Source organism: Paramesorhizobium deserti (genome assembly GCF_001558695.1).
GTDB lineage: Bacteria > Pseudomonadota > Alphaproteobacteria > Rhizobiales > Rhizobiaceae > Paramesorhizobium > Paramesorhizobium deserti.
Genome location: NZ_LNTU01000001.1, coordinates 882,253 through 909,011 on the forward strand (window position 1 = coordinate 882,253; position 26,759 = coordinate 909,011).

Here is a 26,759-nt window from a genome sequence, read left to right on the forward strand (position 1 = left end):
TCCGCTGATCTGCCTCTGGCCAACTGTTGTTGATGTCGGCCGCGGCGCCTGTCATGCAGCCATCTTCCTCCCTGCAGCCGTCATCATCGGACTTGATCCGATGTTCCATTCCGGACCGTCGAACGCAATCGTCCAGATCTCAGCTTCAGGCTTGATGACAAGGCTTACCCTTCGACCAGCCGCTTCAGCTTCTGCAGCGCGGTATCAGGGTTTTCCCCATAGGCGATCGTGCCCTTGAGCCGGCCGTTGCGGTCGAGAAGGAATACCGAGGCGGTGTGGTCCATGGTGTAGCCGCCATCGTCGAGCGGCACTTTCCTGGCATAGACCTTCCAGCCCAGGATCAGCTTCGCCACCTCGGCCGGATCGCCGGTGATGCCGGTGATACGGTCGGTGAAATTGCCGGCATAGGCCTTCATGACATCAGGCGTGTCGCGCTCGGGATCGACGGAGATGAAGAACGCCTTGAGGTCCTTGCCTTCGTCCCCTAGCTGGTTGAGCCAACCGGCGAGCTCATAGAGCGTCGTCGGGCAGACATCGGGGCAATGGGTGAAGCCGAAGAACAGCGCGCTCGGATGCCCCTCGAAGGCCTTCTCTGTGATGGGCCTGCCGTCCTGGTCGACCAGGTTGAAGGGGGCGCCAAGCTCCGCCGTCACGTTGCCGGACTGGAACTTGCCGAGCCCATAAGCGCCGGCGAGGAACAGGCCAAGGGCGGCTATCGCCGCCCAAAGCCCGTAACGGATGGTCCTGATATTCATCAGTGCTGGTGCTCCGTGGAAGACGCGCCAGCCGCGCCGACCCTGAACATCACCTCCACCTTGCCGGCCTTCTCGAATTCGAGCGTGACCGGCACGGTGTCACCCTCCTTGAAGGGCTTCGTCACATCCATGAACATCAGATGCATGCCGCCCGGTTTCAGCTCGACGGTACCGCCGGCCGGCAGCGCAATGCCGTCCTTCATCTGGCGCATCTTCATGATGTCGTTTTCCATGGTCATCTCATGGATTTCGACGCGCTTGGCGGCAGACGACTGGGCACCGACGAGACGGTCTGCTTCCTTGCCTTCGTTTTCAAGCGTGACGAAACCGCCGCCGACCTTGGCGCCGGGCACCATGGCGCGGAGGAAGGGACCTGAGATATCGACCGATCCAGCTTTGACGGCCGCATGCTCCATGTTGCCGTGCGTGGCGTGATCCTGACCACCATGGCCGGCATGTTCTTCCATGGAAGCGGCGATGACCGTGAGCTGCGGCGCGGGGCCTTTCAGATCATGCGGGTCCTGCCCTTCGGCGGGAATTTCCGTCCAGGCCACCGAAGCATCGGCGCCGCAAAGCTGGGTTGCGGGAAAATAAAGAACCGTGTCCCTGTCGAAGTTCGCCAGCCTGCCGACGACGACGAACTCATCGTAGAAATCACTCGGCAGATTGCCGTCCGTCCAGCGGATTTCGGTGACGCCGGAGCGGACCTCCTTGCCATGAACGGTATATGTCTTCTGGTAATCGCCCTTCACCACCTCGGTTTTCCAGCCGGGTTTCGGCATGGGCTGGGCGGAGACAAAGCCTTCGGGAAGCTTGATGGTGACGGCTGTGGTGGCCTTGCCGTCGCAGCCATGGGGAACGCGCAGAACCGCCTTGTAGCTCGTGCCGGCCTTGGCTTCGCCCTGTTCGAGCGTGGCATGGGCATGAGCGGCGCCGGCCATGCCGGTGAAAGCCAGAAGGGTTGCCGCGAATGCGGCGCAGGTCGTGTTTGTCATCGTCTTGTTCCTGAATGGTTAAATGTGTGGCCACGCACGATCGGTCGTGGCCAGGCCAGATAGGTGTTGTTCAGGTCAGACGAAGGGTGGGGCGTGCGGCGGTGCCGAAGGCGGATAGGCATCCCGCCAGACGACCGGGGCCGCCGGCGCGAATACGATCATCTCACCCCGATGCAGGGCCGGGCCAGTGGTTTTCGGCGGCACAGGACATGCAAAGGCTGACGAGATACGGCAGGCCTCGCAGCTCTTGCCGTAAAAATCGTCATGATGGTCATGGCCGTCGCGATCACCGCCGGAAGGCTGGCAAATGACGGGAACCGTGCCATCCGGCAAGGTGTAGGCGGCGAGATCGATCCTGTTGCCATAGCCCGGATCGACCGGCTTGTGCGCAAAGGCGAGCAGAACGATTGCGAGCGCGCAGAAGAAGCGCACCATATTCCGCCCGTTCAACATAATTTCGCGCATGTTCTCTTCCGTTTGCCGCGCGGCATTTTTCACCGCACGGATCCTATAGCAACCTTGACGGAACCGAAAGTTGCTCTAGCGCAAGGTCGAGCGCTTTGAAATGCGACAAACGCGAGCAGCAGGAAAACAGAAAAACCCGGCACGGATTTTCAGGCCGCGCCGGTAGTTGGGGAGGATGCTGTCCACACGGCCTAAGCCAATCCGTCCCGGATTGTTCCCCGCCGGCTGCAGTTCATCGCGCAATTGTTGAACGCTCTGCCATTGGCCTTTGCGCCGAACTGCATTATCTCAAGGCGGATAAGAGCGGAGCGACCGGAAGTGCTCCGGAAGCAGCCAAGCGGGATTGGACAGGATGGCAGGCGTAACGCGAGAACAGGTTGTTGAACGGCTCAAGACGGTAACCGGGCCGGATTTCGAAAGCGATATCGTCGCGCTCGGCCTCGTCTCCGATATCTTCATTGCCGATGGCAAGGTGTTCTTCTCGATCACCGTGCCGGCCGAGCGCGCGCAGGAGTTGGAATCGTTGCGCGCCGCCGCCGAGAGGGTCGTGAAGGAGATACCCGGTGTCGAGGGCGCGCTGGTGACGCTGACCGCCGAGAAGAAGGGCGGCAGGACCAGCGACGATGCGCCGGCGCCGCGCCCGTCGGCACCGCAGCGCCCGACCATCGTCCAGCGCTCAGCACCGACGGGAGCCGTTCCTCCGCCGCGCCCACAAACGCCCGTCAAACCCGGCATTCCCGGTGTCGGCGCCATCATCGCGGTCGCGTCGGGCAAGGGCGGAGTCGGCAAATCGACGACCGCAGTTAATCTGGCGCTTGGGCTCAAGGCGAACGGCCTCAAGGTCGGCATTCTCGATGCCGATATCTACGGGCCTTCCATGCCGCGGCTTCTCGGCATCCATGGCCGCCCGGAAACGGTTTCCGGGCGCATCCTGAAGCCGATGGAGAATTACGGCCTGAAAGTGATGTCGATCGGCTTCCTTGTCGAAGAGGAGACGCCGATGATCTGGCGCGGGCCGATGGTGATGTCCGCGCTGACACAGATGCTGCGCGAAGTGGAGTGGGGCGAACTCGACGTGCTCGTCGTCGACATGCCGCCCGGCACCGGCGACGCGCAACTGACCATGGCGCAGCAGGTGCCGCTTGCCGGCGCCGTCATCGTCTCGACGCCGCAGGATTTGGCGCTGATCGACGCGCGCAAGGGGCTCAACATGTTCCGCAAGGTCGACGTGCCGGTGCTCGGCATCGTCGAGAACATGAGCTATTTCATCGCGCCCGATACCGGCACACGCTACGATATCTTCGGCCATGGCGGGGCGAAGAAGGAGGCCGAGCGCCTCGGCGTGCCTTTCCTCGGCGAAGTGCCGCTGCACATGCAGATCCGCGAAATGTCGGATGCGGGAACGCCTGTCACCGTCAGCGAGCCGGACGGTGTCCATGCCAAGGTCTATCGCGATATCGCCGCGAAGGCCTGGCAGGGGGTGGAGACCGCCCGCGCGACGCAAACGAAAGCCGCACCGGCGATTGTTTTTGAGTGAGAGAATCGGAGTCGCATTCAGTTTTCCCGCAGCAAGGCCGGCGATTGGCCTGAAACACCGAAATTCCGTCATACTCGGACTTGATCCGATGATGACGGAGGTGGGGCCGCTATGCACCAATCTTCAGCACCCATACCTGCCATTGACCGCAGCATCAAAAGCAGATGTCGCGCGGCCATGATGCAGGAAACGGACTTCTTCGCTCACGTAATCACGCTCGGCTTGTCGCGGCCGGTATATTCCCTGATTGGCGCGATCTTGTGCGCCGCCTTGATCAGATCGGCCAGGGCTTCCTGCGTGTCGAGATCATGACGGGCGGCATCGGGCTCAAAGCGCTCGATATAGATGCGGATGGTGGCGCCGGAGGTGCCGGTGCCCGAAAGCCGGAAGACGACGCGCGAACCGCCCTCGAAGAGGATGCGGATACCCTGATGCTCGCTGACGGAATGATCGACCGGATCGTGATAGGCGAAATCGTCGGCCTTGACGACGGTCAGGTCACCGAATGAGGTGCCCGGCAGGGTGACGAGCTTGTCCCGCAGATCCGTCATCAGCTTGTTGGCGGCGGCGGCATCGACCTCCTCGTAATCATGGCGGGAATAGTAGTTGCGGCCATAGGTCTGCCAGTGCTTCGCCGCTATTTCCTTGACGCTTTCGCGGCGTCCGGCGAGGATGTTGAGCCAGAGCAGCACCGCCCAGAGCCCGTCCTTCTCACGCACATGGTTCGATCCGGTGCCGGCACTTTCCTCGCCGCAGATCGTCGCCATATCCGCATCGAGCAGATTGCCGAAGAATTTCCAGCCGGTCGGCGTTTCATAGATGCCGATGCCGAGCTTCTCCGCCACCCGGTCGGCCGCGCCGCTGGTCGGCATGGAGCGGGCGATGCCCTTCAGCCCGGCCTTGTAGCCCGGCGCTAGATGCGCATTGGCGGCGAGCATGGCGAGCGAATCCGACGGGGTGACGAAGATGCCCCGGCCGATGATCAGATTGCGGTCGCCATCGCCATCGGATGCCGCGCCGAAATCCGGCGCCTTGTCCGACATCATCAGATCGTAGAGATCCTTGGCGTAGACCAGATTGGGATCGGGGTGATGGCCGCCGAAATCGGGAAGCGGCACGAAATTGACCACGCTTCCCTCAGGCGCGCCGAGACGGCGCTCGAAGATTTCCTTGGCATAGGGTCCGGTGACGGCATGCATGGCATCGAAGCGGAGGGTGAAGCCGGACTTCAGAAGCGCGCGGATCGCATCGAAATCGAACAGGTTTTCCATCATTTCGGCATAATCGGCGACCGGATCGACCACCTCGACCGTCATATCGCCGAGCTTCTTCTCCCCGATCTCGTCAATATCGATATCGCCGGCGTCGAGGATCAGATAACGGTCGATCACCTTCGAGCGGGCGAAGATCGCTTCGGTGATCTTTTCCGGCGCGGGACCGCCATTGCCGATATTGTATTTGATGCCGAAATCCTCCTTCGGCCCGCCGGGATTGTGGCTTGCCGAAAGGACGATGCCACCGAAGGCCTTGTATTTGCGGATGAGATGCGAGGCGGCGGGCGTCGAGAGAATGCCGCCCTGCCCGACCATGACCCGGCCGAAACCATTGGCGGCGGCGATCTTCAGCACCTTCTGGATGACTTCGCGATTGTAGTACCGTCCGTCGCCGCCAAGCACCAGCGTCTTGCCTTCGAAGTTCTCCAGTGAATCGAACACCGACTGGATGAAATTTTCGGCGTAATTCGGCTGCTGGAAGACAGGAACTTTCTTGCGCAGGCCGGATGTGCCGGGCTTCTGGTCGTCATAAGGCTTGGTGGCAACAGTCAGAACAGTCATGCAACATGTACCTATGGCTGGGATTGGAGGGGCAGCATAGAGCGGATTTTTATGCAGTTCTTGCGACAGAATAGATCAAGTTTGCTGTTTGCAAATAACAATTTGTGCGGTGCGAAGGAGGCAGTTAGACCGCTTCCTTGAAGAGCACGTTCTGATCGAAGAGATAGCGGTTGAAGAGCGGCAGGCTGGCGGCGCCCACGGCTTTTGCATGAACGCCGACCTTGCCCTCGACGATCTCCGGCGCGGAGATACCCTGAAGGTCGAGCCCGGAAAGCTCCGTGCGCGTTGCCTCGACGATACGATGGCGCACCGAAACAGGAAGCCAGCCATCAATAATGGCAGCGGAAAAATCGATGATCGAGGCTGCCGCGACAATGGCATGGGCGAGATTGCGGGCGGTGAGCGCGATCCATTCATCGACGGGGGCGCCGAAATCGTCCCAGTTCTCCGGCGACAGCCAGAGTGCGGTTGTGTCATCGCCGCGCTCCTTCAGCATGCGCTCCAGCACGAAGACCGAAGCGGCGTCGATCAACTGCCTGGGCCGGCCTTTCTTTCCCGGCAGCGGGTCAGGTGCCGGCCCCGGCACAGGCATCGAGCCGACCGCGCCGGCATTGCCGGTTCGCCCGGCATAAAGCGCGTTGTTGAGCACGACACCGCCGCCGATAAAGGAACCGATGAAGAAATAGACGAAATCGGTGAAATCCGGACCGCGCCCGAAGGTCAGCTCGGCGCCGCAGGCAGCGGTGGCGTCATTCTGCATGAAAACAGGGAAGGGAAAATGCGCGGCGAATTCGCGAACGAGATCGGCGTTGCGCCAAGCATCGAGATCCGCCTGCGGCGCGCCGACCTCCTCCACCCAGTTCCACAGTTCGAAGGGAACGGCAATGCCGAGCCCGGCAATGCGGCGGCGCTGAGCGGCATCGAGCGAGGCATTGAAGCGATCGATGCCATCAAGGGTGAATTTCCTGATCGCATCGGGAACGGGCCAGCGATAGGTCTCGTGCAGGCGCATCCGGATATTGCCGATGAAGTCCATCAGGATCAGCTCGGCGCTGCGCCGCCCGATTTTCAGCCCGAAGGAGAAAACCCCTTCCGCGGCGAGCCGCATCGGCGTCGACGGCTGTCCGACGCGTCCGCGCACGCGCTCGCCGCGCGTGAGAAGGCCATCCTCCTCCAGCCCGCGCATGATGACGGAAACGGTCTGCGCCGAAAGACCGGTGAGCCTCGCAATCTCGGCGCGCGGCAGGGCGCCATGGCGGCGAACGAGGGAGAGGACCAGGCGCTCATTATAGGCGCGCACACCCGTCTGATTGGATCCGCGGCTGATTGCGGGGCCATGGTCGATCGCATATTCGGGCCTGAAACCACTCGCGCGCGCGCCTTCGGCGGCCTCCTTTTCTCTTCCCTTATCCGCAGCCATCATTTTCCCTGACCCGATGGTCGTGTTCTTCCAGCTTTGCCCGGTAATCGAAACACCCCGAAATTTCAATTCGTTAAAACGATTCAAATGGTGTCAATGCCCGCGGTCATGCGGCAAATGCAGACGCGCGGCGGCTTTTCTCCCGTGCCGAGCTTCGCACAGGAGATTAATAAATCAAGCGGATTTATTTATTGACAGGTCCCTCTTTCCCATGTTTCCCTGATGACGAATGTGCCGGCATTTGGATCAAATGTTCGATCCCGAAGCCGGCCCATTTGGTGTTATGATCGCCTGAAAACCGCCGGATCCTTGCGGCAGCATCATGCACTGAACCAGGGCTGAGATGATGCTTCAGAGCGAATGCATCAAACATTACTCATTCGGGGCCGGCTCCATTGCCGGCATAATTCGGGAGGAATTCATGAAGAAGATGATCCTATCGTCGGCATTCGCCGCCTTTGCGCTCGGCGTCGCCGCCATGCCGGCCAATGCGGCCGATGTCGGCGCCTGCCTGATCACCAAGACCGACACCAACCCGTTCTTCGTCAAGATGAAGGAAGGCGCACTCGCCAAGGCTAAGGAACTGGGCGTCAACCTCAAGACCTATGCGGGCAAGATCGACGGCGACAGCGAAAGCCAGATGGCGGCCATCGAGACCTGCATTGCCGACGGCGTCAAGGGCATCCTGATCACCGCTTCCGACACCAAGGGCATCGTGCCGAGCCTGCAGAAGGCGCGCGACGCGGGCATCCTGGTGATCGCCCTCGACACGCCGCTTGAGCCGGCGGACGCCGCCGACGCCACATTCGCGACGGATAATTTCCTCGCTGGCGAACTGGTCGGCAAATGGGCGGCCGCCACGCTCGGTGATGAAGCCGAGAACGCCAAGGTCGCCTTCCTCAACCTGACGGCGGCACAGCCGAGCGTCGACGTGCTGCGCGACCAGGGCTTCGACAAGGGCTTCGGCATCGATCCCAAGGACGAGACGCGGCTTGGCGACGAAGACGACGCACGCATCGTCGGCCGTGACCTGACCGACGGGAATGAGGAAGGCGGACGCCGCGCCATGGAGAATCTTCTCCAGAAAGATCCGACAATCAATGTCGTTCACACCATCAACGAGCCTGCCGCGGCAGGCGCCTATGAGGCGCTCAAGGCGCTCGGGCGCGAAAAGGACGTGCTGATCGTCTCGATTGACGGCGGCTGCCCGGGCGTGAAGAACGTGCAGGAAGGCATCATCGGCGCGACCTCGCAGCAATATCCGCTGCAGATGGCGGCTCTCGGCATCGAGGCGATCAAGAAATTCGCCGACACGGGCGAAAAGCCGACGCCGACCGAAGGCAAGACCTTCGTGGATACCGGCGTGGCGCTGGTCACCGACAAGCCGGTCGAGGGTGTTCCCTCCATCGACACGAAGACCGCGCTGGAGAAGTGCTGGGGTTGAGCGGCTCGCTTCGCTCGCAAAAGGAGTAAGGGAATAGGGGAGTAGGGCGGTAAGGGGAAGTTTTTACATACTCCCCTACTCACTTATTCCCCTACTCCCTCATCATGAGGAGTTGTCCATGACCCAGCCGAAAACGGCATCGACGCCGTCACAGGATTTCGAGAGCGTGCTTTCAGGCAGCGCCAGCGAGGTCGCTTCCTTCGAACATCCCGGCAAGACATTCCTGCAGCGGGGACGCGAGTTCCTGCACGGGAACCCGGCCGCCGTGCCGCTGATCGTCCTCATCGTCTCGCTGGTCGTCTTCGGCGTTCTGGTCGGCTCGAAATTCTTTTCCGCCTTTTCGCTGACCCTGATCCTGCAGCAGGTGGCGATAACCGGTATCGTGGCCGCTGCGCAGACGCTGGTGATCCTTACGGCCGGCATCGACCTTTCGGTCGGCGCGATCATGGTGCTGTCCTCGGTGGTCATGGGCCAGTTCACCTTCCGCTACGGCCTGCCGGCGGAGCTCTCGATCCTGTGCGGCTTCGCCGTCGGCGCGCTTTGCGGCTTCATAAACGGATTCCTCGTCGCCTATATCAGGCTGCCGCCATTCATCGTCACGCTCGGCATGTGGCAGGTGATCCTGGCGACGAACTTCCTCTATTCCGCCAACCAGACGATTCGCGCGCAGGATATCAGCGCCGAGGCGCCGATCCTGCAATTCTTCGGACAGAGCATCCGGCTCGGCGGCGCGGTGTTCACCTATGGCGTGATCGCCTTCGTGCTGCTCGTCTTCCTGCTCTGGTATGTACTCAACCACACCGCATGGGGACGCCATGTCTATGCCATCGGCGACGATCCCGACGCGGCGGAACTCTCCGGCGTCCGGGTCAAGCCCGTCCTCATCTCGGTCTATGTGCTGAGCGGGCTCATCTGCGCGCTGGCCGGCTGGGCGCTCATCGGACGGCTCGGCTCCGTCTCCCCCACGGCTGGCCAGTTCGCCAATATCGAATCCATCACCGCGGTGGTGATCGGCGGCATCTCGCTCTTCGGCGGGCGCGGCTCGATCCTCGGCACCATGTTCGGCGCCCTGATCGTCGGCGTCTTCGCATTGGGGCTCAGGCTCTGGGGCACCGACCCGCAATGGACCTATCTGATGATCGGCCTCCTCATCATCGCCGCCGTCGCAATCGACCAGTGGATCAGAAAGGCTGCAGCATGAACGCCTCCGTGCAACCCATCCTCTCCGGCCGGGGCCTGGTCAAGCGCTATGGCCGGGTCACGGCTCTCGACCATGCGGATTTCGATCTCTATCCCGGCGAGATTCTCGCCGTGATCGGCGACAACGGCGCGGGCAAATCCACGCTCATCAAGGCGCTCTCCGGCGCCGTCTCTCCCGACGAGGGCGAGATTCGGCTGGATGGCAAGCCGGTTCACTTCCATTCGCCCATGGATGCACGGGCGGCCGGCATCGAAACCGTCTACCAGAACCTGGCGCTCTCGCCGGCGCTGTCGATCGCCGACAACATGTTTCTCGGACGCGAGATCCGCCGGCCCGGCGTGCTCGGAAGCTGGTTCCGCATGCTCGACCGTACGGCGATGGAGAAGACGGCGCGCGACAAGCTCTCGGAGCTCGGGCTGATGACGATCCAGAATATCAGCCAGGCGGTGGAAACGCTTTCCGGCGGGCAGAGGCAGGGCGTCGCCGTGGCGCGCGCCGCGGCCTTCGGCTCCAAGGTCATCATCATGGACGAACCGACGGCTGCGCTCGGCGTCAAGGAATCGCGCCGGGTGCTCGATCTTATCCGGGACGTGAAGGCGCGGGGCATGCCGATCGTGCTCATCTCGCACAACATGCCGCATGTCTTCGAGGTCGCCGACCGTATTCATATCCATCGCCTTGGGCGGCGGCTTGCGGTCATCAAGCCTTCCGATTATTCGATGTCGGATGCGGTGGCGCTGATGACGGGCGCAATGAAGCCGCCGGCGGATATGGCCGCCGCCTGATTTCGGTTCGGGGGGAATATGGAGAGCATAAGCCGCGACGCGTTGCCGACGGCCATCCTGTCGCGGGTGAGAGAAGGCGAGCGCCTTCTGGTCGCCATTGCCGGACCGCCCGGCGCCGGGAAATCGACTCTCTCCGAACATCTGCACGAGGCGCTCAACAAGGGTGGTGACGGGCCAGCCGTCATCGTGCCGATGGACGGCTTTCATCTCGACAATGCGATCCTCGACCAGCGAGGCCTTCGAGCCCGCAAGGGCTCGCCACCGACCTTTGACTGCGCCGGTTTCGAGATGCTCCTGAAGCGGCTCAGGATGGCGGACGAGGATGTCGTCATCCCGGCTTTCGACCGCACGCTCGACCTTTCCCGCGCCGGCGCTTCCGTCGTTTCGGCTGGACATCGCATCCTGCTCATCGAGGGCAACTATCTGCTGCTCGAGGATAAACCTTGGAGCCGTCTCTATCCGCTGTTCGATCTCACCATCTTCCTCGACGTGCCCTTTCCAGAGTTGGAACGGCGGCTGATCCAGCGCTGGCTGGACCACGACCACACGCCCGAGGAGGCGCGCAACCGCGCGCTTTCCAACGACATTCCCAATGCACAACTGGTCGTCTCGTCATCGTGGCCGGCGGATTATGTCATCAGGGACTAACGCGTTGAGGGCATCCGCTTTTGCAGCTATTGCGTAAGGGATGAGATTTTCAAGCGACACGATGCCCATGGCGGAAATATACCATCAATCCCGTCCGCAACGGACTTCCGGCGAGGGACGGCTGTCGCTGAAGAAGGTCGAGGACAGGACGCGAATCGGCACGCTCTTCCAGGAAGGTTCGGCAAAGCTGCGCTTTCCGCAGAATCCCGGCGGCCATCTCGAAGCGGTGATGATCAACACGGCGGGCGGGCTGACCGGCGGTGACCGGATGCGCTGGCATTTCGGCCTCGGCGAGGATTGCCATGCGAGCCTGACGACCCAGGCCTGCGAGAAGATCTACAAGGCCGAGGAAGGCTCCACCGCAACGGTGGAGACGACCATCGACGTGGCGGAGGGCGGATCGGTTGCCTGGCTGCCGCAAGAGACGATCCTTTTCGAACGCTCGGCGCTCAGCCGCCAGCTAACCGTCAATCTCGCCGCGACGGCGACGGCGCTGATCGTCGAGAGCGTGGTCTTCGGCCGCAAGGCGATGGGCGAGGATATCGATACCGCGACGTTCCGTGATTGCTGGCGCATCCGGCGTGGAGACAAACTCGAACATGCGGAGAATTTCTCCATCGGGCCCGATGCCGGGGCGATGCTGGCGCGGCCGGCGCTTCTCGGCGGCAGGCGCGTCCTCGCCACCGTGCTGCTTATCGCCGAGGATTGCGAGCGGCATCTCGATGACGCGCGTGCGATCACCGGCAAGGAGGGGGGCGTGTCGGCCTGGTCTGGCAAGCTTCTTGCTCGGCTCATCGATGACGATGCCTATTCCCTCAGGAAGAGGCTGATACCGCTGATCGGGCTGCTCAATAAAAAAGCAGAGCTGCCCAAAGTATGGTCAACATAAAGACAGGGTGACACATGAATCTGACGCCGCGCGAAAAAGACAAGCTTCTGATTGCGATGGCGGCGATGGTGGCCCGCAAGAGGCTCGAACGCGGCGTCAAGCTCAACCACCCCGAGGCGATCGCACTGATCACCGATTTCGTGGTCGAGGGCGCGCGCGACGGACGCCCCGTCGCCGAACTCATGGAAGCGGGCGCGCATGTGATTACCCGCGATCAGGTCATGGAGGGCATCGCCGAGATGATCCATGACGTGCAGGTCGAGGCGACATTTCCGGACGGCACCAAGCTCGTAACGGTGCACGAGCCTATCCGTTAGGCCTTCAAGCCACCCATCAATCCATCACAAAAGGGAACAAGATGCGCAAATCCGCCCTTCTCTCCGCCGCAATTCTGGTGCTTGCCGCGACGCCGGCCTCCGCCCATCTCAACCCGGCGGAGCATGGCTCCTTCGCGGCCGGTTTCTCGCATCCGCTCTTCGGCGCAGATCACATCCTGGCGATGGTGGCCGTCGGTCTTTGGGCAGCGCTTCTGGGCGGCCGCGCGCTCTGGCTGGTACCCGCCGCCTTCGTCACAACGATGATGGCCGGCTTCATGCTGGCGCTCGCCGGCGCGCCGCTCCCCTTCGTCGAACCCGCTATCCTGGCCTCGGTCGTGGCGATCGGACTGCTTGCGGCAATCGCGTTGAAAGTGCCGACATCAGCCGCGATGGCGCTGGTCGGCTTCTTCGCGCTCTTCCACGGGTATGCCCATGGCGGCGAAATGGGATCGGCCGGCGCTGCTGCCTACGGTCTGGGCTTCGCGCTGGCGACGATAATTCTGCATGCCGCCGGCATCGGTATCGGGCTCGGGCTGCCGCGCCTCTTCGGCAGCGACACGGGCCGGATCGTCGCGCGTCTTGCGGGCGGAGCCACAGCGCTGGCCGGCCTGTGGCTGGCGATGGCGGGCTGAGAGTGAGAGGAGGCAAGCCATGATCCCGGGCGAAATCATCACCGCCAATGGCGAGATCGAGCTGAATGCCGGTGCGCCGACGATCACGCTGAAGGTCGCCAATACCGGCGACCGCCCCATACAGGTCGGATCGCATTATCATTTCTTCGAGACCAATGAAGGCCTCGTCTTCGACCGCGAAAAGGCGCGCGGCATGCGCCTCGACATCGCGGCGGGCACAGCCGTCCGGTTCGAGCCGGGACAGGAGCGCGACGTGACGCTGGTGCCGCTTTCAGGCGGGCGCAGCGTCTATGGCTTTAGGCAGCAGGTGATGGGCAGGCTGTGACATCACATATGCGCCCCTCATCTGCCTGCCGGCATCTAGCGGCCCTCCGCTATGGCTCCGGGCGTTCGTCGCTCAAAAAGCCAAATCGTTGGCTTTTTGTCCGCTACGCGGATCGCTCCTCACCCCCCGCACGCGGGGGGAAGAACGAGACGGCGACGTCGATGCCTCCCTCGCCCCGCATGCGGGGAGAGGGTAAGGGTGAGGGGCAAATGCAGTTTCCGCCGTCTCACCCAAGGAGGGGCGGTGAGCAGCGGTCTTTCCAGCAAAATGCGATAGCGAAGGCGTTAACTCGCCTTCTTGGTCACCAGCGTCAATGTTCCGTCATTGTCGACATTGGCGGCGATAACCTGAGCCGAGGTCACGCCCTTTTCCTTCAGGGCGGCCGTCAATTGCGGCGTGGCGTCGATGGAGCTGCGCAAGGCCTTGATGTCCTCGTCACCCGTCTGCGCGACTGCCGCATTGACCTGTTCCTGCGTAGCCTGGGGCAATTCGCTGATATCCACGATGGCAACGCGCTTGATACCGGGGCTTCCCGGCTGCTGCGCCTCGCCCTGGCCGGGAGCAGCGGGGGTTTGTGCGGCCGGCGCCTGGGCGGAAGGCGTCTGCTGGGCTTGCGCATGAGCTGCGACGCCAAGAGGCAGCGCGGCGATTGCCGCAAGGGCAGTCATTTTGATCGTCATTCTGCGCATGCTTTGTCCTTTTCGTTGATATTTCGCTCGGCCGCCCGCCCCATGAATCACAGCGGCCGACAATCATCCCGTGACCGGCACAGCCCACACGACGAATTCGCTCTGAAGCGGTCACCCCTCGGGTTTTTTCGTGACCATACCATGGCGGAAAAAAGGTTGGCGCAGTCAGCGGTCCGTCCGTTCCAATACGCAGGGAGGCATTGATGCCCGCCAGGATTTCCCGATCAGCCTATGCCCAGATGTTCGGCCCCACCACGGGCGACAAGGTGCGGCTTGCCGATACCGAGCTCTTCATCGAAGTGGAAAAGGACTTCACCATCTATGGCGAGGAGGTGAAGTTCGGCGGCGGCAAGGTGATCCGCGACGGCATGGGCCAGAGCCAGGCGGCGCGTGCCGACGGCGCGGTCGACACAGTCATCACCAATGCGCTCGTCGTCGACGTATCCGGCATCTACAAGGCCGATATCGGCCTGAAGGATGGTCGCATCGCCGCGATCGGCAAGGCCGGCAACCCGGATACGCAGCCCGGCGTCACCATCATCGTCGGCCCCGGCACCGAAGCCATCGCCGGCGAGGGCAAGATCCTCACCGCAGGCGGCTTCGACGCGCATATCCACTTCATCTGCCCGCAACAGATCGAGGAGGCGCTGATGTCGGGCGTCACCACCATGCTCGGCGGCGGGACCGGCCCGGCGCACGGCACGCTGGCCACCACCTGCACCCCCGGCCCCTGGCATATGGGCCGCATGATCCAGTCCTTCGACAATATCCCGATGAATATCGGCCTTTCCGGCAAGGGCAATGCCTCGCTGCCGAAGGCGCTGGAGGAAATGGTGCTGGGCGGCGCCTGCGCGCTGAAACTGCACGAGGATTGGGGTACCACACCCGCCGCGATCGACAATTGCCTCTCCGTGGCCGATGCCTATGACATCCAGGTGATGATCCATACCGACACGCTGAACGAAAGCGGGTTCGTCGAGGATACGGTCGCCGCCTTCAAGGGCCGCACCATCCATGCCTTCCACACGGAGGGTGCGGGCGGCGGCCATGCGCCTGACATCATCAAGGTTTGCGGCCTGCCGAACGTTATCCCCTCATCGACCAACCCGACACGGCCCTATACGGGCAACACCATCGCCGAGCATCTCGACATGCTGATGGTCTGCCATCATCTGTCGCCGTCGATCCCGGAGGACGTCGCCTTCGCCGAAAGCCGCATCCGCAAGGAGACGATCGCGGCGGAGGACATCTTGCACGATATCGGCGCCTTCTCGATCATCTCATCGGACAGCCAGGCGATGGGCCGCGTCGGCGAAGTGCTGATCCGCACCTGGCAGACGGCCGACAAGATGAAGCGCCAGCGCGGCGCCCTGCCCGAGGACAAGGGCAGCGGCAACGACAATTTCCGCGTCAAGCGCTATATCGCCAAATATACGATCAACCCGGCCATCGCCCATGGGATCTCCGCGCATATCGGCTCGGTCGAGGTGGGCAAGCGCGCCGATCTGGTGCTGTGGAACCCGGCCTTCTTCGGTGTCAAGCCCGATATGGTGCTGCTCGGCGGCTCCATCGTCGCCGCGCCCATGGGCGACCCGAACGCCTCGATCCCGACGCCGCAGCCGGTGCATTACCGCTATATGTTCGGCGCCTATGGCAAGAATGTCAGCCAGTCCTCGGTGACATTCGTCAGCCGTGCATCGCTCGATGCGGGGCTCAGGGCAAAGCTCGGCGTGGAGAAGGAAATGGTCGCCGTCGAAAACACGCGGGGCGGCATCTCCAAGGCGTCGATGGTGCACAATTCCGCCACGCCGCATATCGAGGTCGATCCCGAGACCTATGAGGTGCGCGCCGACGGCGAATTGCTTACCTGCGAGCCAGCGACGGTTCTGCCCATGGCGCAGAGGTACTTTCTGTTCTGAAGGCTTTCCTCGATCGGATTTAATAACTATTATTAAAACCGCTCGTCTGAAAGGAGTTCAGCCATGGCGATCAGCGCCGATCTCGGAAAGCCGCTCGAGGACTATGTCGAAGAGCTCGTCAAATCCGGCCGCTACCGCTCCCGTTCGGAAGTGCTGCGCGAAGGCATCCGGCTGGTGCAGGAGCGGGAGATGAAGGCTCGAGCTCTCGATGCCTTGATCAAGGAAGCGCTGGAGGACGTGGAGGCGGGACGAACGCGGCCGGCCGAAGAGGTTTTCTCGGAATTGCGCGCCGAGTTGAAGGCCATGGGGGCTAAGCGTGCGGGTTGAGCTTGCGGCGAAAGCCGAGAGCGATCTTCGCGATATTGCTTTGTTCATCGCCGCGGATAATCCGGCGAGAGCGATGAGCTTCTATGAAGAGCTGGAAACGGCGTGCCTGGAACTCGCTAGGTTTCCAGAGCGATTCCAGGTAATTCATTCCTCCGATGGCGCCGAAATTCGACGCCGTGTTTACGGAAAATACGTTATTCTCTACCGCTTCTTCAAAATCAGAATTGTTGTCCTGCGGGTCGTACGCGGCTCGATAAATCTCGATGCGCTTTTCGATGGATCGGATTCAGAAATCTGATATTGAGCAGCGATAATGGCACAAAGGAGTCGGTCATGATCGCCTGGTCGATATTCATTCCAGCCTGCTTCGCGCTCAATTGCTCGCCGGGCCCGAACAACATGCTGGCCTTTTCCAATGCCGCGCGGCTGGGTGCCGGTCCCGCCATGCTCGGCGGGCTGGGCAGGATGCCTGCATTCGCATTCCTGATCCTCATCACGATCGTGGGGCTCGGCGCGGTGCTGGCGGCATCGGCGACGGCCTTCATGATCATCAAATTCGCCGGCGCTATCTATCTCGTCTACGTCGGCATCCAGTTCTGGCGGAAGGCGCGGGAACTGGCCGCGATGCGCTCCGCCGATGTGAGCCTGAAGGCGCTGATGCGGCGCGACTTCACGCTCGCCATCAGCAATCCGAAGGCGATCGCGGTTTTCACCGCCTTCTTCCCGCAGTTCATCGACGCCTCGGCGCCGGCCTGGAGCCAGCTCGCGGCGATGGGTGTCGTTTTCCTGGTGCTTGAAGTGGGGGCGGTGCTGCTCTACGTGATCGCCGGCGTACTTCTGCGCAAGGCGCTGAAATCGGAACGCATTTTCGTTCACTTGAACCGTCTCATTGGTGGCGTCCTGATCGCCTCGGGCTGCTCGATGGCGCTTTCCAGCCGCTGAACTGCTCTTAACCGGAGCACATCCACAGAGATCGCGATCACAATTGTGGACCGCGTCCCGAGGTCGCGCATCCAGCGCTGGACAGAACCGGTGCAATCGCTATTTTCGCGCTGCACAATGTCTCATCCGTGGCCCCCTTCCCTCCCAAAAGGCGCGGGCTGCGGAAACCCAAAACAGGAGAGAAGAATGATCCGGAAGAAAGTTCCGTCGGTCACGTTCCGCACGCGTGTCCGCGACGAATCCATCGAGGGGCCGAACCCGTTCCGCTGGGAAGACAAGACCTCCGACGACTATTTCAAGGGCAAACGCGTCGTCCTCTTCTCCCTTCCCGGCGCCTTTACGCCGACCTGCTCAACCTATCAGCTTCCCGATTTCGAGAAGCTTTATGAGGAATTCCAGGCGGAAGGCATCAATGAGATCTACTGCATCTCCGTCAACGACGCTTTTGTCATGAATGCCTGGGGCAAAGCCCAGGGCCTGAAGAACGTCAAGCTCATCCCGGATGGCTCCGGCGAGTTCACCCGCAAGATGGGCATGCTCGTCGCCAAGGACAATCTCGGCTTCGGCATGCGCTCCTGGCGTTATGCCGCCGTCATCAATGACGGCGTCGTGGAACAGTGGTTCGAGGAGGAAGGCTTCTCCGACAATTGCGACAGCGACCCCTACGGCGTCTCCTCGCCGCAGAACATCCTCGAGAACCTGAAGGCAGGCGAGGCGGTCGCCGCCTGAGCCTGACCCGGCAACGCCTCTTCCGGCCGCGTCCGCGCGGCCGGGCATATCTTCGCGGGTGATGCACCGGCGATTGATTTCCTCCTGATGATGAAGGACGATGCGTCCAAGGGGAACCAACATGATCCGCGCCATTTCCCACGAGCATGCCGGCCACTATCAGGGCAAGCCCTTCGACACGATCACGCTCGCTCATGACGAGCGGCACCTGCGCCGCAAGGTGCTGACACTGGCGCATGGCGACCGCGTGTTCGTCGATTTTCCCGAGCCCATTGCATTTCGCCATGGCGACGTGCTGGTGTTGGAGGATGGACGGCTGGTCGGGATCATCGCGGCGGAAGAAAAGCTCTATGAGATCATCCCTCGCGACCGGCTGCACCTGACCGAACTTGCCTGGCATCTCGGCAACCGGCATCTGCCGGCGCAGATCGAGGAGACGCGCATCGTCATCCTGCGCGATCATGTGATCAAGGCGATGCTGGAAGGGCTCGGCGCGACGGTCAAGGAAATCTCCGAACCGTTCCACCCCCTACGCGGCGCCTATCACGGCCATTCGCACGATCATGGCCACCATCACCGGCATGACCATCATCATGACCACGCCCATTCCGGGGAGCATCATCACCACCATGACTGAGGCCATGGCGAGCCAGGCACTGATCCGCCTTCTGACATGGCTGTCGCCGGCCTTCCCGGTCGGGGCGTTCTCCTACAGTCACGGGCTGGAGCGGGCGATCAATGACGGGCTGATCCGCGACCGGCAAACGCTGGCCGAATGGCTGACGGACCTTCTCAGCCATGGTTCGGGCTGGAACGATGCGGTGCTCTTCGCCGAAAGCTTCCGGCAGGCGCAGGCCGATGGCGGCGCTTTGACCGAGGTTACCGAACTTGCCGAAGCGCTCGCCGGATCGCGCGAGCGGCACATGGAAACCATGCTGCAGGGCAGCGCTTTCGCGAAAGCCGCGGCGGCATGGCCGCATGAGGTCCTGCAACGGCTTGGCAGCAATGTGCCCTACCCCGTCGCCGTCGGCGCGGTTGCCGCCGCCCATGGCGTCGGGGTCGAGGCTGCGCTCGCCGCCTATCTGCACGCTTTCACTTCCAACCTCATCCAGGGTGCCGTCAGGCTGGTGCCGCTTGGCCAGAGCGACGGCGTGGCGGTGCTCGCGGCGCTGGAAGACGCGATCATCGGCCTGGCCACACGCGCTGCCCATTCGACACTCGACGATCTCGGTTCCGCCGCGATCCTGTCCGATATCATGGCCATGCAACACGAGACGCAATATTCGAGGGTTTTCCGCTCATGAAATCATCCAACGGTCCTCTGCGCGTCGGCATCGGCGGCCCCGTCGGCTCGGGCAAGACGACGGTCACCGAAATGCTGTGCAAGGCGATGCGCGAGCGCTATTCCGTCGCCGTCGTGACCAACGACATCTACACCAAGGAGGACGCGCTGATCCTCAACCGGCTGCAGGCGCTGCCCGAGGACAGGATTCTCGGCGTGGAGACCGGCGGCTGTCCGCATACGGCGATCCGTGAGGACGCGACGATCAATCTCCAGGCCATCGCCGAGATGAGCAAGCGCCATCCCGACCTCGATATCGTCTTCATCGAATCGGGCGGCGACAATCTGGCGGCTACCTTCTCGCCCGATCTCGCCGACCTGACGATCTACGTCATTTCCGTCTGCCAGGGCGAGAAGATCCCGCGCAAGGGCGGCCCCGGCATAACCCGCTCCGATCTTCTCATCATCAACAAGAAGGATCTGGCGCCGCATGTCGGCGCGAATCTCGACGTGATGGAAGACGACACGAAGGACCAGCGCGGCGGCAAACCCTATGTCTTCACCGACATGCTGCGGCGTGACGGGCTCGACGAGGTCGTGGCCTTCATCGAGGCGGCCGGCGGGCTCGACGCGGCAGCGTAAAGCAAGCGGAAATTGTACTTCGATACAATTGCTGTCGCCCGATTGCCGGGATGCGGTATTTTGTGGAACAATTCATCGTGACAGACAATTGTACCCGTGATTCCTGAAGGGCATTTCTGGAGGAAAAGCCTGATATGAGTACCTATCTTCCCGAAGATCTGCAGGACGCACTCGAGCGCTTCATTGCCAAGAAACACGGGACCATCAACAAGACCGAGGCCATTGCCATGATCCTGCGCGACTGGCTGGTGAAGCATGGCTATCTCCCGGCCGAGCCGGAAGAAGGCATGCCGCCCGAAGAGCTCAACGCCACCAACGACGACTGACATGGCAGGCGACACGAACAACAGGCCGCCGGAGCTTCTGCCGGCATCCTCGCTCGGCAAGCGCCTCGCCATCCTGCTGGCGCTGGCGTTCTTTCTGCTTGCGCTCCTGGTGTGGATGACCATCTCCCTCCTCGACGCGGCGGGCGGGCTTAGCATCGATCCGCTGACATTCACCGCAACCAATCTGGAACAGATCAGCATCATCCTGCCCCGGTTGCTTTAGAGTTGTCAGAACTGGCTTGAAACAGCGTCCCTCTGGCCGTCATTCTCGGGCTTGTCCCGAGAATCTACCGCAGCCCTAATCTGTCAGGATGGTAATCACTTATCTTTTCCTTATGGCAGCTTCTCGGGACAAGCCCGAGAATGACGACGGGATTGCGCGCTTTCTCCTATCTGTTTCAGTTGAGTTCCGACAGACTCTGGAACAGCTCAGGGTCGCATCTCACCAGGAGGGTGAAGGGGTTGCAACGTCGCAGCAGCCCTCATCCTGAGATGCGAGCGCGCCTGGTGTTTCCATCAAAACAAGAACAGCTCTAGCATCACAAAATTCCTGGCTTTCGCCCCAATCATCAAACATGCTAGGACAATCTGGAATAAGAGGAACGCTCCATGGCATTCGAAGAAATCAAGGCGGAGATCGCGCTTCTGTTCCGGGAAATGGCGAACCAGCCCCAGGACGCGCATGAGATTCGCGAAACCCTGCGCGAAAAGCTGAACGAGTTGAAAGCCTACGGCATGCCGTTGCCGGACGATCTGGCGGCGCTCGAAAAGCAGCTCGAAGCCGATTTTGATTCCTGATGCGACCGTATCGGCGTTTTATCCCGCTTTTGGCGTAAGGAGGCTTTCTTGTCTTCCCTGCGCAATTTTCTGGCAGTGCTCGCCACCTGCTCGCTTGTCCTCTCCGCCTGCACGACAACGAAAAACGAGCCCCCGAAAGCCGGCTCGGCAGCATCCGGGGAACAGAAGGCCGACATTTCAGCATCCGAAGCCAGGAGTGGCGTCGACGGCTTAATCGCCAAATATGCTGCGGCCTACAAGGTGCCGGAAGCGCTGGTCCGGCGCGTCGTGGCGCGCGAGAGCAGGTTCAACCCGGCGGCGCGCAACGGCGCCCATTGGGGACTGATGCAGATCAGGCACGATACGGCGCGGACCATGGGCTATTCCGACCCGGCGCGCGGGCTGCTCGATGCCGAAACCAACCTTAAGTACGGCGTGAAATATCTGGCCGGCGCCTATCTCGTGGCCGGCGGTAACGAGACGCAGGCCGTGCGGCTTTATTCGCGCGGCTATTATTACGACGCCAAGCGCAAGGGGCTGCTGGAGGAAACCGGGCTGAAGGCCCAGGCCTTCACCGCCGAACCGGCTCCCGCCGCCATTCCGCTGCCGGTGGACGCACCGGATCGGCAGCAAAATATCAGCGTACCGCCTGCCACCGATCAATGAAAATCATTTGTCGGGCCGCTGCCGCTTTGGCAGATAAGGCACCATGAAGACGCAGCCCTCGATTCTCAAGGCCGCCCTGTGGATGGCGGGGTGGCTTTCCCTGATGCTGGTCACGGCGATTGCCGGACGGGAGACCACGCGGGAGCTCGATGTCTTCCAGGTCATGCTGATGCGCTCTGTCATCGGCTTCTTCATGCTTTATCCGCTGGTCCATGCCAGCGGCGGGCTGGCGGCCATGAAGACGGCGCGGCCGCTCGGCCATATCAGCCGCAATGTGGTGCATTACACTGGGCAATATCTCTGGCTCTATGCGCTGACGCTGATCCCGCTGGCGCAGCTCATCGCCATCGAATTCACCATGCCTATCTGGACGGCAATCCTCGCCGTTCTCTTTCTCGGCGAGCGGATGAACATCTGGAAGAACGTTTCCATCATTCTCGGCCTCATCGGCGTCGCCATCATCGTGCGGCCAGGCGCCGGCGCGATCAATCCCGGCCAGCTCTATGCGCTTGCCTCCGCCGTCGGCTTCGCCATCTCCGTGGTGATGGTCAAATCGCTCACCCGGACGGAAAGCGTCGTCAAGATCATCTTCTGGATGCTGATCATCCAGTCACTGATCGGGCTCATTCCGGCCATTCCCGTCTGGCAATGGCCATCGCTTCAAACCTGGCCATGGCTCTTCGTCATCGCCTTTGGCGGCACCTTCTCGCATTATTGCATGGCGCGGGCGATGCTCCATGCCGATGCCACCGTCGTTGTACCGATGGATTTCCTGCGCGTGCCGCTCAGCGCGCTTGCGGGATGGCTCGTCTATTCCGAACGGGTCGATACGATCACCGTGCTCGGCGCCGCGCTCATCCTCGCCGGCAACATGCTCAACCTGAAAAGCGCGGGAACGGCGCGCATCCGCCCTGCCCTCGACAACGCAACCAATCGTTAAAATCCTCACGGCCGCCTACATCCAATTGACAAATTTCTGGTTCATCCTTTGCTGATAGGATGAAACTGGCGTTGGAAAGATAGGGGTTGCGATGATCGACGGGGTGCCGCGTCAGTTCCGCTGGAATTACGATATCGCCGAATTATGGGCTGATGGCGTCATCCACGTCGTCGGCGTGGTCTTGGCCGTGATCGGCGCAATCGCCATGATCGTCTTTTCGCTCAATGCCGAACCGCCGTCCCTGTCGGTGACGACAATCATCTATGTCTTGAGCCTCGTTGCGGCGCTCAGCGTATCGGCCGTCTACAATATCTGGCCGGTCACGCCGACGAAGTGGTTTCTGCGCCGTTTCGACCATTCGATGATCTATCTCCTGATCGCTGGCACCTACACCCCGTTCACGATCAAGATGGGCGCGCAATCATGGCCACTGCTGGCGGCGATCTGGACGATCGCCATCATCGGCATTTCCCTGAAGCTGTTCCTGCCGGGGCGCTTCGATCGCCTGTCGATCCTTCTCTACCTAGCGCTCGGATGGAGCGGCGTCCTCGTCTATGACGCGATGGTCGAAGCGCTGTCGCCGACTACCATCTGGCTGATCGCGGCGGGCGGCATCGTCTATTCGCTTGGCGTGATCTTCCATGTCTGGGAACGCCTGCGGTTCCAGAACGCGATCTGGCACGGCTTCGTCCTCGCCGGCGCGACGCTTCATTACGGGGCGGTGTTCTATTCGATTTCGACGCATTGAGGGGTTCCGGCTTTGGTGAAATCGTTGGCGAGCGCTATTCTGAATCATTATTGGGGTGGATAGGGTGAGGAATGGATCCCAGTGACAAGCACTGGGATGACGGCAGTCTGGCTGTCGGCAGCCACTGTTCAATGTCCCCGCCTATCAACGGTTGCCGACAGGGCGAAGTCATCCCCACCTCGTCATCCCAGTGCTTGTCACTGGGATCCATTTCTCGACGGTGCCGCTGCCGCACCATGGGAATATGGATGTCCCGTTGTTCCACCTAAAAGTGAACCACTCTAATGAAAATCGCGCGACTTCGGCAGGATGCGCACATTGCGCGGATGCCGGGCGAGGGATTTTGTCACCGACTGGAGAGAGCCGGCATGCGGCGGCTCCGGGTGCGACCGGTCGGAGAGGGCGGTGAGTTCACCGGAGCGGTCGAAAAGCCGTCTCGCCACGATATGCACCACATCCTCCTTGCTACGCTGCACCTGACCCTCGACCATGAGCAGGCGGGAGCCCATGACCTCCTTACGCTGGGCCTTCATCAGCTTCGCCCAGACGACGATATTGGCGATGCCGGTCTCATCCTCGATGGTGACGAAGACGACGCCCTTGGCGCTGCCCGGCCGCTGCCGGATGGTGACGACGCCGGCGATCTTTACCCTCTCACCATTTCTCGCCTCCCGAGCCTGGCGGCAGGTAATGGCCCCCTCGCCCGCCAGACCCTCGCGCAGGAATTGAAGGGGATGGCCTTTCAAGGACAGGCGCGTCGTCTCGTAATCGACGATGACGTGTTCCGGCATTTTCATCGCCGGCAGCCGGACTGCCGCCTCGGCCGCCAGTTCCGCCGCCTGCGCCGCCTCGAAAAGCGGCATCGTCTCGTCATTCGGCAGGCGGCGCACGGCCCAGAGCGCCTGCCGACGGTCTATCTCGAGCGAGCCGAACGCATCGGCATCGGCAAGCGCCATGAAGGCGCGCCGTTCGAGATGGGTGCGGCGATGCAGCTCCTCAATGCTTGGGTAAGGCGCATCGCCGCGCCTTTCGCATAATTTTTCCGCCCATTTTTCCGAAAAGCCGTCGATCTGGCGACAACCGAGGCGCAGGGCGAGACTGCCATCCTCGGCGCGTTCGAGCGTGTTGTCCCAGAAGCTGTGATTGATATCGGCCAGGCGGACCTCAACCCCATGCTCGCGCGCATCGCGCACGATCTGGGCCGGCGCATAGAAGCCCATGGGCTGGGAATTCAAAAGGGCGGCGGCGAAGACCGCCGGATGATGGCATTTGATCCAGGCCGAGACATAAACGAGCGAGGCAAAGCTTGCCGCATGGCTTTCGGGAAAGCCATATTCGCCGAAACCCTTGATCTGGTTGAAGCAGTTTTCGGCGAAGGTCGGATCGTAGCCGCGGGCGATCATCTTCCCGACCATTTTTTCCTGCATTTCATGGATGGTGCCCATGTGCCGGAAGGTCGCCATGGCACGGCGCAGCTGATTGGCCTCCTCGGGCGTGAACCTTGCCGCGTCGATGGCGATGCGCATCGCCTGCTCCTGAAACAGCGGCACGCCAAGCGTCCTTACGAGGATGTTGCGCAACTCGTCCGGACTGCCATGCTCGGGAGCAGGCGCGGGATAGTCTACATCCTCCTCGTCATTGCGGCGGCGCAGATAGGGATGGACCATATCGCCCTGAATGGGACCGGGGCGAACAATCGCCACCTCGATCACCAGATCGTAGAACGCCCTGGGCCTCAAGCGCGGCAGCATGCTCATCTGCGCCCGGCTCTCCACCTGGAAAACGCCGATCGAATCGGCCTTGCACAGCATGTCGTAGACGGCTGGATCCTCTTTCGGCACCGTCGCAAGCTCCAGCCGCGGGCCGCCATGGAGATGGATCAGGTCGAAGGCCTTGCGGATGCAGGTGAGCATGCCGAGCGCCAGGACATCCACCTTCATGAGCTTGACGGCATCGATATCGTCCTTGTCCCATTCGATGAAACTGCGATCCTTCATCGCCGCAGGGCCGATCGGCACGGTCTGGTCCAGCCGCTCCTGCGTCAGCACGAAGCCGCCGACATGTTGCGAGAGATGGCGCGGAAAGCCGATCAGCTCCGAGGCAAGCGCGACGGCGCGCCGTATCACTAGGTTTTGCGGATCGAGGCCCGCCTGCCCCACCTCGCGCGTCTCCAGGCCGCTGCCGGAAATGCCCCAGACCGTGCCGGCGAGCGCGGCCGTCACATCCTCGGTCAGGCCCAAGGCCTTGCCGACATCACGGATGGCGCTGCGCGAACGATAGCTGATGACGGTGGCGACGATGGCCGCGCGCGTCCGACCATAACGCTCATAGACATACTGCATCACCTCCTCGCGGCGCTGATGCTCGAAATCAACGTCGATATCGGGCGGCTCACGGCGCTCGGCGGAGATGAAGCGCTCGAAGAGAAGGTCGCTCTGGGCGGGATCGACCGCCGTAATGCCGAGACAATAACAAACGGCGGAATTGGCCGCCGAGCCACGGCCCTGGCAGAGAATATTATTGTCCTTGGCAAACTGAACGATATCGTGGACGGTCAGGAAATAGGGCGCATATTTCAATTTTCCGATCAGTTGCAGCTCTTTTTCCAAGAGATCGCGGACTTTTTGCGGGATTTCACCCACGCCATAACGCTTTTCAGCCCCCTCCCAGGCGAGATCTTCCAGATGCTGCTGCGGGGTCTTTCCCGGCGGCACGGGCTCGTCGGGATAGGCTTCGCTCAACTCCCCTAGCGAAAAGGTGATGGGAGCGGTGAAGGCCTCAGTAGCGGCGATCGCCTCGGGGAAGGCGCGGAACAGGCGCGCCATCTCGGCCGGTGGTTTCATATGCCGCTCGGCGTTCTTCTCCAGCTTCCGCCCTGCCGCATCGATCGTCACATGCTCACGGATGCAGGTGAGGACATCCTGCAGCGGGCGGCGCTCCGGCGCGTGGTAGAGGACATCATTGACCGCCAGGAGCGGCAGGCCGGCATCGCGCGCGTATCCAGCCAATGTTTCCGCCCGCCGCGCGTCGGCGCCCTGGCGCGGCATGGACAAAGCGAGCCAGACCGAACCGGGCGCGGCAAGGCTTATTTCCCGCAGGAAAACAGGAAAGCTTGCATCCGGCTCGTCGGGCGCCAGGACGGCGATCTGGAAGGCCTTTGCCCGGAACAGGAAATCCTTCCAGCGCAGATGGCACTCGCCTTTTACGCCCGCCCGTTCCTTGCCATCGCTCAAAAGGCGGCAAAGCTGGCCATAATCGGCCCTGTCGCGGGGGTAGACGAGGAGATCCGGCGTATTGTCAATGGAAACCAGGCGGCAGCCGATGAAAAGCCGGATCGGGAAGCCCTTCTCCTTCAGATCCTTTTGTGCGCTGTAGGCGCGGACGACGCCGGCAACCGTGTTGCGGTCGGCGATGCCGATGCCGGAGAGGCCCAATTCCACCGCCCGCTTCACCAGCTCATGCGGATGGGACGCCCCACGCAGGAAGGAGAAATTGGTGGTAACGGCAAGCTCGGAATAATCCAT

29 protein-coding genes and 1 pseudogene are annotated in these 26,759 nt (G+C 61.9%); 23 read left to right on the plus strand and 7 right to left on the minus strand.

Annotated features, from left to right (window positions below; genetic code table 11):
- Positions 1-164: 164 nt before the first annotated feature.
- The 3 genes from ATN84_RS04095 to ATN84_RS04105 all read right to left on the minus strand — a co-directional run bounded on the left by ATN84_RS04095 (position 165) and on the right by ATN84_RS04105 (position 2,215).
- Positions 165-755 carry an SCO family protein gene (locus tag ATN84_RS04095; RefSeq protein ID WP_068880215.1) on the minus strand — a complete coding sequence of 197 codons (591 nt, stop codon included), beginning with the start codon at positions 753-755 and terminating at the stop codon, positions 165-167.
- Positions 755-1,750 carry a DUF1775 domain-containing protein gene (locus ATN84_RS04100; protein WP_068880216.1) on the minus strand — a complete coding sequence of 332 codons (996 nt, stop codon included), beginning with the start codon at positions 1,748-1,750 and terminating at the stop codon, positions 755-757. Before ATN84_RS04100 ends, ATN84_RS04095 begins: the two co-directional genes overlap by 1 nt.
- Positions 1,751-1,825: 75 nt before the next feature.
- Complete coding sequence (locus ATN84_RS04105) at positions 1,826-2,215, minus strand: hypothetical protein (protein WP_068880217.1); 390 nt, start codon at positions 2,213-2,215, stop codon at positions 1,826-1,828.
- Between the two features lie 352 nt (positions 2,216-2,567).
- On the opposite strand from ATN84_RS04105, the gene ATN84_RS04110 reads away from it, so the two are divergent.
- A complete protein-coding gene (locus ATN84_RS04110; RefSeq protein ID WP_068880218.1) occupies positions 2,568-3,752 on the plus strand; it encodes an Mrp/NBP35 family ATP-binding protein in 1,185 nt (394 codons plus the stop codon).
- Positions 3,753-3,955: 203 nt separating this feature from the next.
- Here the strand turns inward: ATN84_RS04110 and ATN84_RS04115 are convergent, their stop codons facing one another.
- Both ATN84_RS04115 and ATN84_RS04120 read right to left on the minus strand, forming a co-directional pair.
- Positions 3,956-5,587: an alpha-D-glucose phosphate-specific phosphoglucomutase gene (locus ATN84_RS04115; RefSeq protein ID WP_068880219.1), complete on the minus strand. Its 1,632-nt coding sequence runs from the start codon at positions 5,585-5,587 to the stop codon at positions 3,956-3,958.
- A 124-nt stretch (positions 5,588-5,711) separates the two neighbouring features.
- Positions 5,712-7,007, minus strand: a complete 1,296-nt coding sequence (locus ATN84_RS04120) for an ROK family transcriptional regulator (RefSeq protein WP_425287364.1) — start codon at positions 7,005-7,007, stop codon at positions 5,712-5,714.
- A 421-nt stretch (positions 7,008-7,428) separates the two neighbouring features.
- Here ATN84_RS04120 and ATN84_RS04125 point away from each other — a divergent pair, with 421 nt between their 5' ends.
- From ATN84_RS04125 to ATN84_RS04160, 8 genes are all read left to right on the plus strand, one after another.
- Positions 7,429-8,451, plus strand: coding sequence for a sugar ABC transporter substrate-binding protein (locus ATN84_RS04125; RefSeq protein WP_068880873.1), 1,023 nt, complete (start codon positions 7,429-7,431; stop codon positions 8,449-8,451).
- A gap of 118 nt (positions 8,452-8,569) precedes the next feature.
- Positions 8,570-9,652 (plus strand): ABC transporter permease, encoded by a 1,083-nt coding sequence (locus ATN84_RS04130; RefSeq protein WP_068880220.1) that lies wholly within the window; start codon positions 8,570-8,572, stop codon positions 9,650-9,652.
- Complete coding sequence (locus ATN84_RS04135; protein WP_068880221.1) at positions 9,649-10,437, plus strand: ATP-binding cassette domain-containing protein; 789 nt, start codon at positions 9,649-9,651, stop codon at positions 10,435-10,437. Before ATN84_RS04130 ends, ATN84_RS04135 begins: the two co-directional genes overlap by 4 nt.
- A gap of 18 nt (positions 10,438-10,455) precedes the next feature.
- Entirely contained in the window at positions 10,456-11,085 is a 630-nt protein-coding gene (locus ATN84_RS04140) for a nucleoside/nucleotide kinase family protein (protein WP_068880222.1), read from the plus strand.
- 67 nt (positions 11,086-11,152) lie between these two features.
- Positions 11,153-11,974 (plus strand): urease accessory protein UreD, encoded by an 822-nt coding sequence (locus ATN84_RS04145; RefSeq protein ID WP_425287365.1) that lies wholly within the window; start codon positions 11,153-11,155, stop codon positions 11,972-11,974.
- A 14-nt stretch (positions 11,975-11,988) separates the two neighbouring features.
- A complete protein-coding gene (locus ATN84_RS04150; RefSeq protein ID WP_068880224.1) occupies positions 11,989-12,291 on the plus strand; it encodes an urease subunit gamma in 303 nt (100 codons plus the stop codon).
- A 41-nt stretch (positions 12,292-12,332) separates the two neighbouring features.
- Positions 12,333-12,923 (plus strand): HupE/UreJ family protein, encoded by a 591-nt coding sequence (locus ATN84_RS04155; RefSeq protein ID WP_068880225.1) that lies wholly within the window; start codon positions 12,333-12,335, stop codon positions 12,921-12,923.
- A 19-nt stretch (positions 12,924-12,942) separates the two neighbouring features.
- Positions 12,943-13,248: an urease subunit beta gene (locus ATN84_RS04160; protein ID WP_068880226.1), complete on the plus strand. Its 306-nt coding sequence runs from the start codon at positions 12,943-12,945 to the stop codon at positions 13,246-13,248.
- Between the two features lie 284 nt (positions 13,249-13,532).
- Here ATN84_RS04160 and ATN84_RS04165 read toward each other — a convergent pair whose 3' ends face one another.
- Complete coding sequence (locus ATN84_RS04165) at positions 13,533-13,928, minus strand: hypothetical protein (protein ID WP_244490971.1); 396 nt, start codon at positions 13,926-13,928, stop codon at positions 13,533-13,535.
- A gap of 212 nt (positions 13,929-14,140) precedes the next feature.
- Here ATN84_RS04165 and ureC point away from each other — a divergent pair, with 212 nt between their 5' ends.
- The 14 genes and pseudogenes from ureC to trhA all read left to right on the plus strand — a co-directional run bounded on the left by ureC (position 14,141) and on the right by trhA (position 23,235).
- Positions 14,141-15,856, plus strand: coding sequence for an urease subunit alpha (gene ureC / locus ATN84_RS04170; RefSeq protein WP_068880228.1), 1,716 nt, complete (start codon positions 14,141-14,143; stop codon positions 15,854-15,856).
- 63 nt (positions 15,857-15,919) lie between these two features.
- The gene (locus tag ATN84_RS04175) at positions 15,920-16,183 is read left to right on the plus strand and encodes a type II toxin-antitoxin system ParD family antitoxin (RefSeq protein WP_068880229.1); all 264 of its coding nucleotides are present in this window, start codon (positions 15,920-15,922) and stop codon (positions 16,181-16,183) included.
- Positions 16,173-16,481, plus strand: a complete 309-nt coding sequence (locus tag ATN84_RS04180; protein ID WP_068880230.1) for a type II toxin-antitoxin system RelE/ParE family toxin — start codon at positions 16,173-16,175, stop codon at positions 16,479-16,481. Before ATN84_RS04175 ends, ATN84_RS04180 begins: the two co-directional genes overlap by 11 nt.
- 35 nt (positions 16,482-16,516) lie before the next feature.
- Positions 16,517-17,125, plus strand: a complete 609-nt coding sequence (locus tag ATN84_RS04185) for a LysE family translocator (protein ID WP_068880874.1) — start codon at positions 16,517-16,519, stop codon at positions 17,123-17,125.
- A 186-nt stretch (positions 17,126-17,311) separates the two neighbouring features.
- Entirely contained in the window at positions 17,312-17,854 is a 543-nt protein-coding gene (locus ATN84_RS04190; protein WP_068880231.1) for a peroxiredoxin, read from the plus strand.
- Between the two features lie 121 nt (positions 17,855-17,975).
- A complete protein-coding gene (locus ATN84_RS04195; RefSeq protein ID WP_068880232.1) occupies positions 17,976-18,491 on the plus strand; it encodes an urease accessory protein UreE in 516 nt (171 codons plus the stop codon).
- Entirely contained in the window at positions 18,484-19,158 is a 675-nt protein-coding gene (locus ATN84_RS04200) for an urease accessory protein UreF (protein WP_068880233.1), read from the plus strand. Before ATN84_RS04195 ends, ATN84_RS04200 begins: the two co-directional genes overlap by 8 nt.
- The gene (gene ureG, locus ATN84_RS04205; RefSeq protein ID WP_068880234.1) at positions 19,155-19,778 is read left to right on the plus strand and encodes an urease accessory protein UreG; all 624 of its coding nucleotides are present in this window, start codon (positions 19,155-19,157) and stop codon (positions 19,776-19,778) included. The genes ATN84_RS04200 and ureG overlap by 4 nt, the downstream gene beginning before the upstream one ends.
- 134 nt (positions 19,779-19,912) lie before the next feature.
- On the plus strand, positions 19,913-20,104 hold the full coding sequence (locus ATN84_RS04210; protein ID WP_068880235.1) for a ribbon-helix-helix domain-containing protein: 192 nt from the start codon (positions 19,913-19,915) through the stop codon (positions 20,102-20,104).
- Between the two features lies 1 nt (position 20,105).
- Positions 20,106-20,327, plus strand: coding sequence for a hypothetical protein (locus ATN84_RS04215; RefSeq protein ID WP_068880236.1), 222 nt, complete (start codon positions 20,106-20,108; stop codon positions 20,325-20,327).
- A 386-nt stretch (positions 20,328-20,713) separates the two neighbouring features.
- Entirely contained in the window at positions 20,714-20,902 is a 189-nt protein-coding gene (locus ATN84_RS04225) for a hypothetical protein (protein WP_068880238.1), read from the plus strand.
- A gap of 195 nt (positions 20,903-21,097) precedes the next feature.
- Positions 21,098-21,547, plus strand: a pseudogene (locus ATN84_RS27675) (transglycosylase SLT domain-containing protein); the annotation flags it as partial.
- A gap of 43 nt (positions 21,548-21,590) precedes the next feature.
- Positions 21,591-22,487 (plus strand): DMT family transporter, encoded by an 897-nt coding sequence (locus ATN84_RS04235; protein ID WP_068880239.1) that lies wholly within the window; start codon positions 21,591-21,593, stop codon positions 22,485-22,487.
- Between the two features lie 91 nt (positions 22,488-22,578).
- Complete coding sequence (gene trhA, locus ATN84_RS04240) at positions 22,579-23,235, plus strand: PAQR family membrane homeostasis protein TrhA (RefSeq protein ID WP_068880240.1); 657 nt, start codon at positions 22,579-22,581, stop codon at positions 23,233-23,235.
- Between the two features lie 281 nt (positions 23,236-23,516).
- On the opposite strand, the gene ATN84_RS04245 is transcribed toward trhA, so the two are convergent.
- Entirely contained in the window at positions 23,517-26,759 is a 3,243-nt protein-coding gene (locus ATN84_RS04245; RefSeq protein WP_068880241.1) for an error-prone DNA polymerase, read from the minus strand.